Here is a 15,549-nt window from a genome sequence, read left to right as displayed (position 1 = left end):
GGGGGGGGCGCTCCCGGCCCCGGCCGCCGCCCGGGTCGCTCGCGCCCCGGGGGGGGGGCGGCCCCCCCCCCCCCCCCCCCCCCCCCCGCCCCTCCGTCGTTCCCGGGCCCCGGCGGTGTGCGCGGCGCGGGCCCGGGCGGTGCCGGTACGGCGGCTAGGACCAGGCGGCGACGAAGTACCCGACCCCGTACGGCGCGTCCTCGTACAGCAGCCGGCCGTCGAGCCCCGCGCCCTCGGCGGCGCCCGCCAGGACCTGCCAGGGGGCCCGTCCGGCGGCCTGCAGCTCGGCCGCGAGCTCCGCGTCGAGGGCGGCGAGCGCGGCGACGTCGGCGGCGCCCAGCGCCCGGGCGACGGCCGCGTCGAAGGGGGCGGCCCGCTCGTCGAGGTAGCCGGGGGCCTTCAGGGTCCGGCAGGCGCTGCCGTCCCCGAGGACCAGCATGGCCACGCGTTCGGCCGAACCGCCCAGGTCCGCGCCGAGGAGGCCGCAGCCGCTCGGGGGGAGGTGCGGGGCGACGGCCACGCCGGCGACGGGTGCGGCCGCCCAGCGGGCCTGGCCCAGCAGCCAGCCGGCCACCGCGAGGGAGGCCGGGAGCGTGCCCCCGGTGGCGTGGCCGCTCGGCGGTTCGCCCAGGTCGGGGCCGAGGGTGACGGTCAGGTCCACGCCGAACCCGGCGAAGCTGCCGGGGGTGCCCTGGTCGTACGCGCCGCCCTCGGCGGCGGCTCCGACCACGACGAGCAGGTCGGGCCGGGAGGCGGCGAGCACGGCGAGCGCGTCGGAGCAGGCGGTGCGGGCGTCGCCGAGTTCGGCGGCGGCCCCCGAGGCGACCTCCGGCACGAGCAGCGGCGGGGCGGGACAGACGGCGGCGGCTACGAGCATGATCCGCAGCCTAGCCGCCGTCCGCGGCCGCTGGTCAGTCGATCGCGCAGCCCGAGGTGGCGGCGGGCAGCGGGGCCGGGACGCCCAGGGTCGGGATCCCGAGCATGACCCCGGCGGGCTGGGCGGGGGCGGCGTTGCGCTTCTCCCAGGCGTCGCCGGCGCGGGTGCGGCGCACGGTCAGGGTCGGGCCCTCGGCCAGCAGGTGGTGCGGGGCGGCGTAGGTGATGTCCACGGTGACCACGTCGCCCGGCCGGACCTCCCTGTCCGGCTTCGTGAAGTGGACGAGGCGGTTGTCGGGGGCGCGGCCGGACAGGCGGTGGGTGGCGCCGTCCTTGCGGCCCTCGCCCTCCGCGACCATGACCTCCAGCGTGCGGCCGACCTGCTTCTTGTTCTCCTCCCAGGAGATCTCCTCCTGGAGGGCGACCAGGCGCATGTAGCGGTCCTGCACGACCTCCTTGGGGATCTGCCCGTCCATGTCGGCGGCGGGGGTGCCGGGCCGCTTGGAGTACTGGAAGGTGAAGGCGCTCGCGAAGCGGGCCTCGCGCACCGTGTGCATCGTCTGCTGGAAGTCCTCCTCCGTCTCACCCGGGAAGCCCACGATGATGTCGGTGGAGATCGCCGCGTGCGGGATCGCGGCGCGGACCTTCTCGATGATCCCGAGGAAACGCTCCTGCCGGTACGACCGGCGCATCGCCTTGAGGATCGGGTCCGAGCCGGACTGCAGCGGCATGTGCAGCTGCGGCATCACGTTCGGGGTCTCGGCCATCGCCGCGATCACGTCGTCCGTGAAGTCGCGCGGGTGCGGGGAGGTGAAGCGGACCCGCTCCAGGCCCTCGATCTGCCCGCAGGCGCGCAGCAGCTTGCTGAAGGCCTCGCGGTCGCCCAGGTCGGAGCCGTAGGCGTTGACGTTCTGGCCGAGCAGGGTGATCTCGGAGACGCCTTCGGCGACCAGGGCCTCGACCTCGGCGAGGATGTCACCGGGACGGCGGTCCTCCTCCTTGCCGCGCAGCGCCGGGACGATGCAGAAGGTGCAGGTGTTGTTGCAGCCGACGGAGATCGAGACCCAGGCGGCGTACGCGGACTCGCGGCGGGTCGGCAGCGTCGAGGGGAACGCCTCCAGCGACTCGGCGATCTCGACCTGCGCTTCCTCCTGGACGCGGGCGCGCTCCAGCAGCACGGGGAGCTTGCCGATGTTGTGCGTGCCGAAGACGACGTCGACCCACGGGGCCCGCTTGACGATCGTGTCGCGGTCCTTCTGGGCGAGGCAGCCGCCGACGGCGATCTGCATGCCGGGCCGCTTCGTCTTCATCGGGGCGAGCCGGCCGAGGTTGCCGTACAGCTTGTTGTCGGCGTTCTCGCGGACCGCGCAGGTGTTGAAGACCACGACGTCGGCGTCGCCGTCGGAGCCCTGGGGGGCGCGGACGTAGCCGGCGCCCTCCAGCAGACCGGAGAGCCGCTCGGAGTCGTGCACGTTCATCTGGCAGCCGTACGTCCGGACCTCGTAAGTACGTGGGAGTTCGGTCATGATCAACAACTATCCAGACGAGACGGTGGACGGGTACGCGCGGCGGGTTCTGGCAGAACGCCTAGTGAGACAGTCTACGGTCCGGTCGTACCTTCAGACGCTGCGCCTGTTGCTCCTGAGCGATGTAAAGGTATGCGACGTCACGTTGCCGATGCTGCACGAGCGGTTGCTGTCGGTCACGAACATGAACACCCGCCGCAAGCACACCGTGGCGCTCCGGTCCGTGTTCCGGGACCTCGTGCCCGGCATCACCGCACTCAAGATCCCCAAAGCCATACCAAGGATCTACACCCTCCCCACAGAGGGAGAGATCAGGTTCGCCCTCACGTTCTGCCCGTACGAGTTCTACGCGCTGCTCATGATGTACGCGGGCCTGAGGGTCGGTGAGGCTTGCGCGGTCGAGCCCCGCGATCTTCGAGGCAACATCCTCAAGGTCCACAGGCAGCGGGACGAGACCGGCGAACTCGTGTTGGCGAAGACGCAGGGCGAAGTGGTCATCCCCGGATGGCTTGCGGAGCGGGTCCGCAACCACATCCCAACCGTGGTCACCCCGGGGGCAGTTCGTGAATCGATGCGGCGCTACGGCCTCAAGGCAGGCATCGACCTGTCTCCCCACATGCTGAGGCACTGGTATTGCACGCGGATGGTCAACAAGCGGATCAATCCCGAAATCGCTCGACGGCAGATGCGTCACGCGGACCTCAAGACAACGCTCGGCTACTACGCACAGGTAGCGAAGAGTGACATCGATGACGTGGTCTCGGATCTCTTCGACGAGTAGAGACACGCAGACCACACAAACCCTGACCACAACACCACACCGTGGTGACAGATGGTTCGTTCTCAAGTCTGTTGAGTTCGCTGTCCGTTGTGGATCGAAGATCAATCACAGTTCAAGTTCATGAGATCAACGCATGGTCGAGAGAGGTTCGAGTGTCGTCACCACGACCTCATAGTGAAATCATCGACACTTTCGATCATCGACTCGCAGGCAATCTTCGAATCGAAGACGAAAAGACTTCACAGACACAGAAAGGGGACCCTAGGTCGTGGATACACCCTGGAAACTTGAGGTGATTTGGGATTTAGGTACCATGATCATCGGCGGCGGTGGCTCCGAACGAGACAAAATACCCTCTCCCATATCGCGATGGCGGAAGCACGCAAAAAGTCACGACAGTTCCTGGCGAACTGCCGTGACTCACTTCACTCTTGACAAGAAATCAAGATTTCGCCTTCTTGGCCCTCCTCTCACGCGAGTCGATGACCCTACAACTCCGGCAATATTGTCCCCGGTTCTTCCATCCGAACTCAGTCCACAGATGCATTGGCTTGTGGCGACCGCAGTGACAGCACCGCTTCACCCTGCCGTAAGCGGCTGGATCGTCCAGATAGCCCGCAGGGAAACCTCGGTCATCGAACTCGATTCCATCGACAATGCCCGAAAGTGGGCCCTGCGGTCTTTTACGATGTCCCACGCTCCGTCAACTCGCCCTCACTCAGCACCATCCCGCTCATTCCAGCGCCGCATGTCAGCAGGACCCGCACCCTTGCTTCGCGTGTAGGTTCTATTGGCGGCCCGCTCCTCCAAATGCTCGGCAATCGCAAGCTCGAAGTGTCCTGCTTCCCTCAACTCGGCAAGGAGCGCCGGGTTTTCCCGGGACAGCTCCTGGAGGTAGTCCCATGGATACTGCTCAACTTCCCTCTTCCGAGGGTCGACATACTTCTTAGTCATAATCGCTACTCCTAGTATTCCTTGTCTGTCGCTCCGGTGGGGGGATGGTAAGTGACGCTTTTCGGCCCGGAGAATCTTTCCTTCTTGCGATGGATACCACCCTTGCCGTCAGGTATCAAACACACCTTGCCGATACACCGCTGCGCTCCGTCCAAACCGCGCTTGATCCATCCATCAACGTTATGGAAATGATTTTCACAGGAGGTCACGTCATACGGCTCCGGCAGCGGAGCGTCACCTTTTAGGGCCGTCGTCAAACCCTTGAGGTTAGTCCAGTGATCATGGCGTGTTGGATCTTCTCGGATCACAGCCATTCCGCAGGCCCGAACCAAATCAAGATCAGCGCCGGTCATGGCTGAGTAGACCAGCATCCACCTGCCGTAGCGAGTGCTCTCGTCACCCATTTTGAGAAACGTGCCGTAGGTCGCGGTTGCCGTATCGAACTTGTTCAGCCACTCGTCCGTCAGATGTGGCGGGTACGGCACCGCTGGATTGACCCTCACCGTGCCGTCAGTGGTGACCTGTAGGCCCGACAAGACCGACCCTGGCACATCTACCCACCGAGGACGCTTCAGGCCGTCTACGGGCCATGTGAACCCGTCAGGTGGCGAAATGGGAATGGTGATCTTTCCCAGCTCCGCCTCGCCCTCTTTCTTAAATGATCTCTTTGCTGTCACTGCCCTTTTCCTTTCTTGGCTACCTTCCTGTCTTCTGCGCTTACTCCGTTGCACCTCGTACGGGTCCCTTGCCTTGCTGAACCGAGCCGGCAAGTGGGCATCATCGAGAGCGGCTTGAGCTTGGTCCACATGGCTTGTGGACCAAAACTTGCGGAACGGGACGCCACATGACGGGCATTCATAAAAGTGCAGCTCGGCGTTCTCTTTATTGCGGACAGGCTCCGAGTAGTAGCTTTTGATCTTGCGACCCCTTCGACAAATAACGCATTCCGCTAGGCGGTCAGGATTCATAGTGCCTACACATCCCCTTTACGAGGATTCCCCGGACGCCCCGCTCTCCACAACGTGTGAGGTGACGGTGGATTTCTTCGTTCCGTCTCTGCGTCACGCACGCCGGTAGATCGCATTCCGCGTAGTCGCAGCGCGGATTGTCTGGCGAGATGTCTGTATGGTTCGGGTCCGGCCCGTTCATCCAATCCCAGTCCGGATAGCTGTTCCATGGTGTTGATGTTGCTGCGTCTTGTTCCATCTCTGATCATGATCTCAATTCCGCCCTCTTTCTTAGCTGACATCTTCAACTCCCATGGCATCGAAGCCAGTAGGAGGGGGTAGGAGCGGGGCGTCGGGAGCGCCCCGCTGACTTACTAGATCAAAACGTTACTTGCGAACGTCTTGAATTCCTCAGTGAGGTAGTAATGGGCGTAGTTCCCGCGCCCTCGACCGCCCGGCACTTCGTAGAAGACACCAGCTTGCACAAGGTCCTCTAGGGTCCGGTCGGTTGTGGTGCGCTTCACGTCCAGATAAGTCGTAAAGCGTTCATGTACGCCATCGAGATGGACCGCGCGGATAAGGTCAAGACGTAGTGCGGGAACCACAGTTGACGTAGCAACTCGGCGGACCACTTCGGCGACCTCGGCTTCCGGTACACCCATCGCAAGTAGCGAGCGGCCCACAATTTCAAAGCAGTTAGCCAAGCGGAAAGGCTCTTCCCGCTCCACGGGTCCGTTCACGTCGCGGTAGTAGCGATCACGGGGAACTGCTGTGCGAGCCATAGCTGTGAAGTCAGCGCAGTCCTCGATCAAATGATCTAGATCGTCTGGCAGCTTGGTATTCACGTAGTTTTCCCGGCCAAGCTTGACAAGCTCTTTACAGATTCGCTTCAACTCCGTCTTTACCGCAGGAGAGTTATCGCGAATCTTGCGGGCTTCACGCCAGGCCAGGGATCCCGGAAAGGGCCTGTAGTAGATGAACCTCTCCCCCAGGCCAGTCACAGGCTGGTCGACGCCGACACCCGTGGCGCAGACGCAAAAAGAGACACGCCCACTCCACTGGATGTCAACGCCGTTGAAAGTACGCACCGCGTGGCCGTCGTGGACATCCCGCAACAATGCGTAGATGTCTTCTTTGACTGCGGAGTTGGCGACGAGTTGGCTGATGTCAGGCACATGGACGACTGCCTCACAGCCGTTGCCGAGTTGAGCCAAAATGCCTGTCGGCCTGACCTCTTTCGTCTTGCTGTCGATTTCAGCCCCGAAGATTCCGGCTTTGGTGACATCGCCAACTACCCTGTCGCGGGGGGTGAACTCCTGTGACACCGTCTTACCGGATGATGGCGGGTTGACTGTTATGCCCATCAGCGGTTTGTGTTCGCATCGGGCGTCCGCGCTGACAGCAACGGCCAGATCAAACGCTAGTGATCCCGGATCGGCTCCGGGTAGGATCTTGTTGTATAGCTCTTTCGCGCGATTCCATGGCAACAATGGTGGCTTCCTTCCTGCACACCTCCAAGGTGAGGGCGGTTAGATGTCGTTGGCCCGGTAGTAGATCCTGGCCACGTCCTGTGCGACACGCTCGGGAGATTTCCAATTCGACTCACCCCGGCTGTACTTCCCGAGGGGCGAACCAAGAATGAGTGCGGTCAACGTATCCAGGTCGGTACCCTGGCGCTTGAGTTGGCGGACAACTCGATAGCGGCCGGAGGATCGGTCGGCGCAGCCGTCGACCAGAAGGGTCGTTGCCCAATCAGGCAACCAGGTTGCCACGGCGGGCACTTCATGCAGGAGCAGCGCTTCCACAGGGAAGCTGGGGACCACCTCGGGCCCGTTGGCACTGCGCCAGGCCGTCGAGGCCGGCGAGTGCTCTGCGAGGGCTTCCTGAACCTCAGTCAGTCCGTACCGGCGCTGCGGCTCATGGAGAGCGATACGCGGTCGCCATCCGCCGTATTTGGCCCGAGAACCCACCGGGGGGCGGAGTAGCTGTGTCGCGTCGAAACCACTGGGGTCGGCGTCCAGAGCGGCGACCAGTCGGGAGTTCAGCTCTTGCAGAGCGACTACGTCGGTCAGGAGGTCACGAAGTCCGAAGTACACATGCCAACGGTCGGGCGATGATTCGACGACCATCGTGGGCGGCAGCCCGAGCCAGTCGCACTCTTTGAGCACCACGTCCAGGGGTCTGGGGGTGTCAATGTCCGCCGAGGCGGTCCATGCCCCTGCCCAGTTCGAGCGACGGCGGTTGTCCGTGGTGCGGTAGAGACCGGTCGTCGCGAACGCGTCGCCCCAGTGCACGAGGCGGAACCTGCGGGCTTGTAGGCGGTCCCTCAGTCTGTCCGTGCGGTACATGACCGTATCGGCCGGACCGTCGCGGCAGACGCCCGCATACAGGTCCTGGGAGCCCTTGTGGTCGAACCGGTAGACCACGTCCGCGTAAGCCGCGAAGTCGCGGTATAGATCGTCTTCGTTCATAGTCGGCCGTCGTGGCCATGCTCGCGGAGCCACTCTTTCAGGGCCCGGTGGATCATGTTGGTGGGGCGGCGGTCCTCCGCTTTCGCTGCCTCGGTCATGGCTTCCCACAGCGGCTTGTCCAGCCGCACGGTGTGGAACTGCTCCCACCGGCTTCCCGGTGCTGATGTCTTGGGCATTTCCAGATCTCCTTTCAAGATCACGCGTTTGTACCACCCATTGTACACTATGTACCACGCTTTGTCCAGCTCTGTCCGCAAAGCGCAGCTTTGTGCAACAGCTATCCGGACATTACCTGTGGGTAGCAAGGGTGAAACCGCTAGATCACCAGGGCCGCGCGGGAGGGCAGGCGCTACGACGTTCGGCCGTAGACCCTCAGGCCCTTGCAGCGCTTGCGGGGGGCGGGGTCACTCGGCGGCCGGGCGAGGACCTACTACGACTGCCAGTAGTGGCAGGAGTCTGGACCCGCACCGCACCGCACCGCATTGATCACGTGCTGATAGAGCGACGCACCCGGCTGATCACCCGCTGCGCCTCAGCGCCGTACACGGCAGATTGGTGCAGCATCCTCCACACCCGTAGGTGGGTGGCCAGGGTGTCCGCGCCTTCAAGCCAAAACTCCGCGTGCCACGTCTCCGTGGTCACACGGTCGTCATAGATCCAGAAGCCGTTGCCCGGCGGAAGGCACAGGGCGGCGTCCAGGGGCACAATCCCGAGCCGGACGGTATCCATGCCCACGGTTCCCATGAGGCGGTCTAGCTGGGCCGCCAGGACCTCAGGAGGGCATACCCGGGCGTGAAGGGCCCCCTCCCACAGAAGAATGTGATACTGCTTGCCCGAGTCGTACAGGCCCGCTTGCCGCCTCATGCGGGAACGCACGGCCCCTTCGATATCCCGAGGGCTCTGGTGCAGCTCCGCGAAGCTGCCGAGGATCGCCCGCGCGTAGTCGGGGGTCTGGAGCACTCCGACGACCCAGGACGACTCCCAGGCTCGGAGAACTCTCGCGCTCGCCTGTGCGGCGTTGTGCGCTTCCTGCACCGGACGCTGTCCTCTGGCGAGCTGCCGCCGCCAACTCCGGATCTCGCTCTCGAAACCCCTGAGGCGGGCGTGCAGCTCCTCGTACGCCCCGGGGTGCCCTGTGGCGTCGACCCATGCTCGGAGATCGTCGGCGGTGGGCGTCTGGCGTCCGTTCTCCAACTTGCTGATCTTCGACTGCGGCCAGCCGAGAATCCGTGCCAGAGCAGTACCGGTGAGACGCCCGTGTGGGCTCTCGGAGCGCATTTCGCGCAGCCGTCGGCCCAACTCCTCACGTGCCCTCTGAAAGTCGGTCGTGCTCACCGGTACCCGTTCCGTTTCCCGCTCTTGCTTCTACTTGCCCTGCTCTGCCGTGAACTCCCGGTACGGCACGGCGTGATGCCATGCCGCGTCACGGACCATGGCGTACCGGACGACCTCAGCCGGCTCGGTGATCAGCTCGGCGTCCAACAGGTTGTCGTCTCCGTCGAACCGCAGGAGCGCGACGAGTCGGCTGTCGAACAACCAGAAGTCCTCTTCTGGGAGTTGGAGCTCGCCGGCCTCCGTCCGGGACAGGTTGCGGATGTCCTCCCCGAGGGCTTCGTTCTTCTCCGCGTGCGCGGTGAGGTAGCGCTGTCCCTCGGTGGGCGTCGGGGTGTCAACGATCCGGACCCGGCCGACGATTGCGCCGCCTGCGGTCTTCTCCTTGATGGTTCGGGCCCACGGCGTGTCCAGGTCCCACACAGGGGCCTCGCCCCGGAGGAACTGGCCATAGGTGTCAGTGAGTTCGTCGGACGCGTACCTTCGCCGGGTTTCCAGTCGCCATGCCGTGTGCTCGAAGTTCTCAAAGAGCTTGCCGAACGCGTCCAGGTCAATGATCCGGGCCTGACGGGTCTTATCCTTCGGAGTCCAGTCGGTCAGCAACTCTCGCGGTACGACGACGGCCACCTCCCCCTCGCCCAGGTGCCGGAGCTGGGCGACGTCCTCGGGGTCGGTCAACGGTGGCCCGTGCACGATCACCTCGCCCGAGCCCAAGTCCTCATGGACCGATGGGCACCCTCCCTCGCCGCTCCCCGTGCCGTTGAACCTCAACTGTCGCGCCATCACTCGCCGCCTTTCCCGGCGGAAGTTGCCCCACGGGAGAGCGTGTCCGTTGGGACATGCGAATGTCGAGGCATCCCCGGGGACCGCGAGAGAATAGCCGAGAATATTCTCTATCTGCCCCAACTCCCGCCCCCTACGGTCGAACCGCCAGCCACGACCGATGCGGGGAGCACACATGGCAGCCAAGATCAATGAGCACGAGACCGACGCGAGCAAGTGGGAGTACGTGACGTACGCCCCTTCCGGTGAGACCTGCCCGGCCTGCATGCTGCCGATCGGGCGGCTTGAGCGGGTACGCCGGGGAGAGCTTGAACGGGCTTCAGGTTCCCCCGTTGTGGTGTACCGGCACGTCGCCTGCCCGAAGGACTGACGACCGGTGGCCACGCCCGCGAAGACCGGACGGCGGATCCTGTCCGTCGAGTGCCGCCTCGGGGAACGGGCGGGCTATGAGGACGTTCACAGGATGTGCCGTCAATCCCGGGATGTACCCCTGCCGTACTCCGGCGGTTCGATCCTGCTCGTCCGCAAGTGCCAGTGTCCCTGCCACCGCCGCTAGCAGACGATCCGACCGAACTTAGCCATCTGCCGGTCAACTTGCTCTTGCGTGCGGGGCGGATGGTTCCGGCAGATCACCTGCGTACCGTCATCCGCTTCCCAACTTCCAGCGACACCGCCGTGGTGGCTGCACGCCCCCTGCTTACCGATGGAGAAGGACAGAGTCCCGTCGGCACAGACAGCTCCCTCGTACGTCCAGTTGATCGGCGTACGTGTGGTGGGTGCCGCTGACGGCACCGACGCCAGTCTGGCCTGCCTCTCGCGCTCCTCCTGTTCGTCGCGCTTGATCCCGTCGATGATCCCGAAGATCATGAGCGCCGGGAACACAAGCACAAACAGTCCGGCACAGACCATGCCGAACCAATGCCAGACCTTCTTCGCAATCTTCACGGTCCGCTGGGCCACGGAACGCATGCTCACAGCGCGCACTTCGCGTGTCTGCACATCCGGTGCTCGGCGGCCCGCTCGATGGCCTCAGCCTGCGAGCTGTACTCGATCACATCCTGGGACGCGATGCCCTGCGCCTCGTTGCCCTGCTGCCCAGACACCAGCCCCGGACACTCTCTGGACCGGTGCACGGCGTCGCCCTGAGCGGCGACCCAGTAGGACTCACTCACCTTCACCCTCCCCTGCTTTGGCGGCCAAGCCTGCCATCTACGGAGCATGGACACCATGCCCACAGGCTGCCCCCCGGCGCGGGGACTCGCACTGGCCTCACCTGGGCAAGCGCGTGTGCTCTCGAAAATGCCCCGCAACATACATTGGGCACCCCCGGACAAGCACTCTCTCACGGCTCCTCTTTTTTCTCCTTCTATACATAAAGTAGATCGCGGGGCATTTAAAACCGCAGGCCAGGCGGCAGGTTCGGGCATTCCCGGAGGACTTCCCGGGCGTGGCATGCACGGACCTACCGGAGACGCCATAGGCACGTAGGGCGGCGCGACGTGCGCCGAAACCCCACCCACAGGGGCATAGCCGCAGGTCAAAGCCTGTTTCAGGCCGTAACCCCCGTGCACGGAAGCAGCGCGATATGACGAAAACCCTTGTCCGCGATCTTGGGATTCCATGGTTAAATTTGAATATCTCCACCCAACTTGCCAAACATGGACCCACGTGCACCGCTTTGACAGGGTGGGCGGCGGGTTGGCCTTTGAATCGATTTCAACCTACGCATTGCACTTGATCGCTGCCCCGGCGTAACCACCGGAAAATGATCGAGCGGGAACCCAACCCGGTTTCAGCACAGGCCGTCACGCGTAATGTTCAGACAGGGGGAGTTCACCGCACACCGTTGGGAGATCACCCATGCCTCACCGCCAGAACCTCACCGGCCAGACCAGGGCGGATTGACCACCGTCAGAACCCTGCCCGGCTACCCCGGTTACCTGGTCTCGGACTGCGGCCGGATACAGGGACCGGGCAGGCACGGCGTACCGGCATGGCTCAAGTCGAGCCCCAACCCCAAGGGTTACCTGCATGTGTGCGTCAAAGACTCGTCCGGGAACATCGTCACCCGGTACGTCCACTACCTCGTAGCGCTGGCTTTCCACGGGGAGAAACCGCACCCGAAACACCATGCCGCCCACTTGAACGGCGACAACCAGGACAACCGCGCCTCAAATCTCGCGTGGAAGACCCCGAAGGAGAATGAGGCCGACAAGAAATTGCACGCGACCGCATGAAACCGCACGACCAACGCGTGATCTATTGGCCCCGGACACACATCGAACCCCTGTGGAAGACCACGGGGGTTCATTCGTATGCCCATACGCAGCAGTGGAGACCCATGCGGTGGGCAATGCATGGTCATGCAGGAATCGTGCACCCTTTGGGGCTGACTCCGAAGAGCGAGAGATGGTGTACGGAAAGTGTGTCAGCGGCCTGTGTGGGACCGTGCGTCAGAACGGCCTAGGATGAACTCAAACGCACGGTACGTGCGGATGCCGCTCGGAGTCGTGCACGTTCATCTGGCACCCGTAGGTGCGCACCTCGTATGTTCCCTTGACGTCCACTGCCGTGCTCCGGTCGCTGCTGCTGGTCATGGAACAAGGGTAGGCGGTGCCCGGAGGGCCTCCGGCCGCCCGGGGGCGGCGGCCCGCGCCGTGACAGGACGGCGGGCGGGTGGCAGGATCGCGGCCATGCCTCACGTACCGCCCCGGATCAGCAGGCGCCACGCCCTGCGGGCCCTGGTGGCCGTACTCGCCCTGCTCGGCGTCCTGGTCTGGTGGCTGAAACCCTTCGGGGAGCCGGAGCTCAAGGGGGAGCTGGCCTTCAGCACGGGCGTCAGGACCGGGGTCTACCACCGCTACGGAGAGCTGCTGGAGCAGCGGCTGCGGCAGGACATGCCCGGGGTGAAGGTGCGGCTGCAGACGAGCGAGGGCTCGCAGCAGAACCTTCAGCGGGTGACCGCCGGGGAGGCGGATTTCACGGTGGCGACGGCGGACGCGGTGGCCAAGTACCGGCAGGACGGGAAGCCCGGGGCGGACTCGCTGCGCGGGGTCGCGCGGCTCTACGACGACTACGTGCAGCTGGTGGTGCCGGCCGGCTCCCCGGTGCAGTCGGCGCGGGACCTGAAGGGCAAGCGGGTGGCCATAGGCCAGCCGGGATCCGGGGTGCGGCTCATCGCGGAGCGGCTGCTGACGGCGGCCGGGCTGGACCCGGTGCGCGACATCACCCCGGTGTCCATCGGCATCGACACCATGCCGGCCGAGCTGGAGGCCGGGCGGATCGACGCCTTCTTCTGGTCGGGCGGCCTGCCGACGAACGCCGTGCGCGAGCTGTCGGAGCGGTACGACATCCGGCTCGTGCAGCTCGGCGACCTGGTGGAGCAGCTGCAGGGAAGCGGAAGCCCGGCGCGCTACTACCGGGCGGCGGTGATGCCGCAGGACGCGTACGCGCGGGCCCGCAACACCAGCGCGGTGTCCACGCTGGCCGTGCCGAACCTGCTGGTGACCACGGAGGACACGGACCCCGGGCTGACCGAGCAGTTCACCCGGACGGTGCTCGACAGCCGCGACGAGATCGGGGGCGAGGTGCACGCGGCGCAGCTGGTGGACCTGCGGACCGCGATCTACACCGATCCGCTGGACCTGCACGAGGGTGCGCGGCGCTACTACCGTTCGGTCAAGCCGTAGCGGTCGGGGTACCGGCCTGGGGCAGCAGCATGGTCGCCGCGGCGGCCGCGCCGATCAGGCCCGCGTGCGTGCCCAGACTCGCCGGGACCACGGTCAGGCCCTGTACGAAGGACAGCGTGGCGTAGTCGGCGAGGTGGCTCCGGATCGGGGCGAAGAGGGTCTCGCCGCAGGCCGCGACGCCTCCGCCGATGACCGCGATGTCCGTCTCGACGAGGGTCGCGGTGGCGGCGATGGCCGCCGCCAGGGCGCGGCCCGCCCGGTCGAAGGCTGCCTGCGCGACCGGGTCCCCGGCCTCGGCGGCGGCGGCCACTCCGGCGGCCGTGGCGTCGCCCCCGGGCTCGGCCGGGGTCCAGCCCTGGGCGCGGGCCCAGTCGGCGATGGCGGTGCCGGAGGCGATCGACTCGACGCAGCCGCGGCTGCCGCAGACGCAGGGGTCGCCGTCGAAGGCGACGCTGATGTGGCCGATGTGGCCCGCGTTGCCGGTGGGGCCGGGGTGGAGCTGGTTGTTCAGGATGAGGCCGCCGCCGACACCGGTGGAGACCACCATGCACAGGGCGTTCGCGTGGCCCCGGGCCGCTCCCAGCCAGTGCTCCGCCGCGGTCATCGCCACGCCGTCGCCGGCCAGCACGGCCGGGACGTCGGCGCCGCGCGCCGCGAGCTCCGCGGTGATCCGGGCCTGGACGGGGAACTCCCGCCAGGCCCCGATGTTGACCGGGCTGACCGTCCCCCGGGAGGAGTCCACCGGGCCGGCGCTGCCGATCCCGCAGCGGGCCGCGGAGGGCCACAGCGGGGAGCCGGACAGTTCGGCGATGACCTCGGTGACCGCCGCCATCACGGTCTCCGCGTCCCCGCCGCGCGGGGTGGGGCGGCGGGTGGTAGCCGTCATGGTGCCGTCGGGGTGCACGAGCGCCCCGGCGATCTTCGTCCCGCCGATGTCGATCGCCACCGTCAGGCCCGCGGCCGGGGTGCCGGCTCGCGGGGTGGGGAAGGGGGCGGTGGGGGTGGTCACGGTGGCGGCTCCAGGCAAGGGGTCAGGATTCAGTATGCGCCGCCGGCGGCGCCGTACTCTCGCGGGGCTCCAGCCGCGGCTGCTCGCTCGTGCGCACCGCGGGGGGCCGTCCCGCGAGGACGGCGAGGAGCTCCTCGGCGGCGAGCCGGCCGAAGCCCGCGGTGTCCCGTACGAGCGCGGTGAGCCTGGGGTGGGTGACCCGGCACAGCGCGGAGTCGTCCCAGGCCACCACGGAGAGCCGGCCGGGCACGGGGATGCCGAGCTCGGCGGCGACCGCGATCCCGGCGACGGCCATCACGTCGTTGTCGTAGACGAGTGCGGTGGGCGGCCCGGGCTCGCCGAGGACCCGGCGGGTGGCCGCCGCGCCCTCGGCGTCGGAGTAGTCGGTGACCACGGAGCGCACCCGGTCGGGGCCGAGCCCGCGCCGCGCGGCCTCGGTGCGCAGCGCCTCGATCCGGCGGGCCGTGTGGGCGAGGCCGGGCAGGCCCGCGACGTGGACGATCCGGCGGTGGCCGAGGCCGTGGAGGTGGTCGAGGATGCGGGTCATCGCGCCGGCGTCGTCGGCGCGGACCGAGGAGACGGCGGCCTCGGCGCGGGAGAGGTCCCCCTCGCCGACCATGACCGCGGGCAGGGCCAGCTCCGCGAGCAGCGCGGGGCGCGGATCGTGGACGCGCGGGTCGACGACGAGGACGCCGTCGACCCGCCGCTCGGCCCACCAGCGGCGGTAGACGGCGCACTCGGCGTCGATGTCCTCGACGACCTGGAACAGCAGGGCGGTCCGGGCGGCGGAGAGGACCTCCTGGATGCCGGAGACGAGCTGGAGGAAGAAGGACTCGACGCCGAGCGTGTGCGCGGGCCGCGCGAGGACCAGCCCGACGGCTCCGGAGCGTTCGCCGGACAGGGCGCGGGCGGCGCTGTTGGGCTGCCAGCCGAGCTCTTCGGCGACGCGGCGGATCCGGGCGCGGGTGGCGTCGGAGACGCCGGGCCGGTCGTTGAGCGCGAAGGAGACGGCGCTCTCCGATACTCCGGCCCGGCGGGCTATGTCCTTGATGGTGGGTCTGCGAGCCATGCCTGCCTCGTCCTTCGGTGACTTCCGAAATACCGCTGTCCCATTCCGCGCGGTTCCCTGCGGCCGGTCACAGCTAAAGCGCATTAGTTCCCACAGGTTCTGATGGCCGGAA

At 66.4% G+C, this 15,549-nt stretch carries 18 protein-coding genes; 4 read left to right on the top strand and 14 right to left on the bottom strand.

Going from position 1 to position 15,549, the window contains the following annotated elements; all coding sequences use genetic code 11:
- Window positions 1-154 precede the first annotated feature (154 nt).
- Together ACFWP3_RS04365 and miaB are read right to left on the bottom strand one after the other, a co-directional pair.
- Entirely contained in the window at window positions 155-877 is a 723-nt protein-coding gene (locus ACFWP3_RS04365) for a hypothetical protein (protein ID WP_384216021.1), read from the bottom strand.
- Window positions 878-911: 34 nt separating this feature from the next.
- Window positions 912-2,402, bottom strand: a complete 1,491-nt coding sequence (gene miaB / locus ACFWP3_RS04360; RefSeq protein WP_384216019.1) for a tRNA (N6-isopentenyl adenosine(37)-C2)-methylthiotransferase MiaB — start codon at window positions 2,400-2,402, stop codon at window positions 912-914.
- Here miaB and ACFWP3_RS04355 point away from each other — a divergent pair.
- Window positions 2,401-3,183 carry a tyrosine-type recombinase/integrase gene (locus ACFWP3_RS04355; RefSeq protein WP_384216017.1) on the top strand — a complete coding sequence of 261 codons (783 nt, stop codon included), beginning with the start codon at window positions 2,401-2,403 and terminating at the stop codon, window positions 3,181-3,183. The genes miaB and ACFWP3_RS04355 overlap by 2 nt on opposite strands.
- A 714-nt stretch (window positions 3,184-3,897) precedes the next feature.
- On the opposite strand, the gene ACFWP3_RS04350 is transcribed toward ACFWP3_RS04355, so the two are convergent.
- The 7 genes from ACFWP3_RS04350 to ACFWP3_RS04320 all read right to left on the bottom strand — a co-directional run bounded on the left by ACFWP3_RS04350 (window position 3,898) and on the right by ACFWP3_RS04320 (window position 9,670).
- Window positions 3,898-4,137 carry a hypothetical protein gene (locus ACFWP3_RS04350; RefSeq protein WP_384216015.1) on the bottom strand — a complete coding sequence of 80 codons (240 nt, stop codon included), beginning with the start codon at window positions 4,135-4,137 and terminating at the stop codon, window positions 3,898-3,900.
- Window positions 4,138-4,148: 11 nt separating this feature from the next.
- Complete coding sequence (locus ACFWP3_RS04345; RefSeq protein WP_384216013.1) at window positions 4,149-4,814, bottom strand: hypothetical protein; 666 nt, start codon at window positions 4,812-4,814, stop codon at window positions 4,149-4,151.
- Between the two features lie 644 nt (window positions 4,815-5,458).
- The gene (locus ACFWP3_RS04340; RefSeq protein ID WP_384216011.1) at window positions 5,459-6,571 is read right to left on the bottom strand and encodes a hypothetical protein; all 1,113 of its coding nucleotides are present in this window, start codon (window positions 6,569-6,571) and stop codon (window positions 5,459-5,461) included.
- 42 nt (window positions 6,572-6,613) lie between these two features.
- The gene (locus ACFWP3_RS04335) at window positions 6,614-7,555 is read right to left on the bottom strand and encodes a hypothetical protein (RefSeq protein WP_384216009.1); all 942 of its coding nucleotides are present in this window, start codon (window positions 7,553-7,555) and stop codon (window positions 6,614-6,616) included.
- On the bottom strand, window positions 7,552-7,731 hold the full coding sequence (locus ACFWP3_RS04330) for a hypothetical protein (protein WP_384216007.1): 180 nt from the start codon (window positions 7,729-7,731) through the stop codon (window positions 7,552-7,554). Before ACFWP3_RS04330 ends, ACFWP3_RS04335 begins: the two co-directional genes overlap by 4 nt.
- Window positions 7,732-8,041: 310 nt before the next feature.
- Window positions 8,042-8,890 carry a helix-turn-helix domain-containing protein gene (locus ACFWP3_RS04325; RefSeq protein ID WP_384216005.1) on the bottom strand — a complete coding sequence of 283 codons (849 nt, stop codon included), beginning with the start codon at window positions 8,888-8,890 and terminating at the stop codon, window positions 8,042-8,044.
- Between the two features lie 30 nt (window positions 8,891-8,920).
- Window positions 8,921-9,670 (bottom strand): DUF6879 family protein, encoded by a 750-nt coding sequence (locus ACFWP3_RS04320; protein ID WP_384216003.1) that lies wholly within the window; start codon window positions 9,668-9,670, stop codon window positions 8,921-8,923.
- Between the two features lie 175 nt (window positions 9,671-9,845).
- Here ACFWP3_RS04320 and ACFWP3_RS04315 point away from each other — a divergent pair, with 175 nt between their 5' ends.
- On the top strand, window positions 9,846-10,040 hold the full coding sequence (locus ACFWP3_RS04315; protein ID WP_384216001.1) for a hypothetical protein: 195 nt from the start codon (window positions 9,846-9,848) through the stop codon (window positions 10,038-10,040).
- 182 nt (window positions 10,041-10,222) lie between these two features.
- On the opposite strand, the gene ACFWP3_RS04310 is transcribed toward ACFWP3_RS04315, so the two are convergent.
- On the bottom strand, window positions 10,223-10,630 hold the full coding sequence (locus ACFWP3_RS04310) for a DUF3761 domain-containing protein (protein ID WP_384215999.1): 408 nt from the start codon (window positions 10,628-10,630) through the stop codon (window positions 10,223-10,225).
- A gap of 11 nt (window positions 10,631-10,641) precedes the next feature.
- Window positions 10,642-10,842, bottom strand: coding sequence for a hypothetical protein (locus tag ACFWP3_RS04305; RefSeq protein ID WP_384215997.1), 201 nt, complete (start codon window positions 10,840-10,842; stop codon window positions 10,642-10,644).
- Window positions 10,843-11,571: 729 nt separating this feature from the next.
- Here ACFWP3_RS04305 and ACFWP3_RS04300 point away from each other — a divergent pair.
- Window positions 11,572-11,907: an HNH endonuclease signature motif containing protein gene (locus ACFWP3_RS04300; RefSeq protein WP_384215995.1), complete on the top strand. Its 336-nt coding sequence runs from the start codon at window positions 11,572-11,574 to the stop codon at window positions 11,905-11,907.
- A gap of 237 nt (window positions 11,908-12,144) precedes the next feature.
- On the opposite strand, the gene ACFWP3_RS04295 is transcribed toward ACFWP3_RS04300, so the two are convergent.
- Complete coding sequence (locus ACFWP3_RS04295) at window positions 12,145-12,267, bottom strand: hypothetical protein (protein WP_384216152.1); 123 nt, start codon at window positions 12,265-12,267, stop codon at window positions 12,145-12,147.
- A 96-nt stretch (window positions 12,268-12,363) separates the two neighbouring features.
- Here ACFWP3_RS04295 and ACFWP3_RS04290 point away from each other — a divergent pair, with 96 nt between their 5' ends.
- Window positions 12,364-13,359, top strand: a complete 996-nt coding sequence (locus ACFWP3_RS04290) for a TAXI family TRAP transporter solute-binding subunit (RefSeq protein WP_384215993.1) — start codon at window positions 12,364-12,366, stop codon at window positions 13,357-13,359.
- On the opposite strand, the gene ACFWP3_RS04285 is transcribed toward ACFWP3_RS04290, so the two are convergent.
- Entirely contained in the window at window positions 13,349-14,368 is a 1,020-nt protein-coding gene (locus ACFWP3_RS04285) for an ROK family protein (protein WP_384215991.1), read from the bottom strand. The two genes, ACFWP3_RS04290 and ACFWP3_RS04285, sit on opposite strands and share 11 nt — an antisense overlap.
- A 22-nt stretch (window positions 14,369-14,390) precedes the next feature.
- Window positions 14,391-15,437: a LacI family DNA-binding transcriptional regulator gene (locus ACFWP3_RS04280; RefSeq protein ID WP_384215989.1), complete on the bottom strand. Its 1,047-nt coding sequence runs from the start codon at window positions 15,435-15,437 to the stop codon at window positions 14,391-14,393.
- Window positions 15,438-15,549: the final 112 nt, after the last annotated feature.

Origin of the sequence: Streptomyces sp. NPDC058525, assembly GCF_042719495.1 — a bacterium.
GTDB lineage: Bacteria > Actinomycetota > Actinomycetes > Streptomycetales > Streptomycetaceae > Streptomyces.
This window is presented reverse-complemented; position numbering and strand designations above follow the sequence as displayed.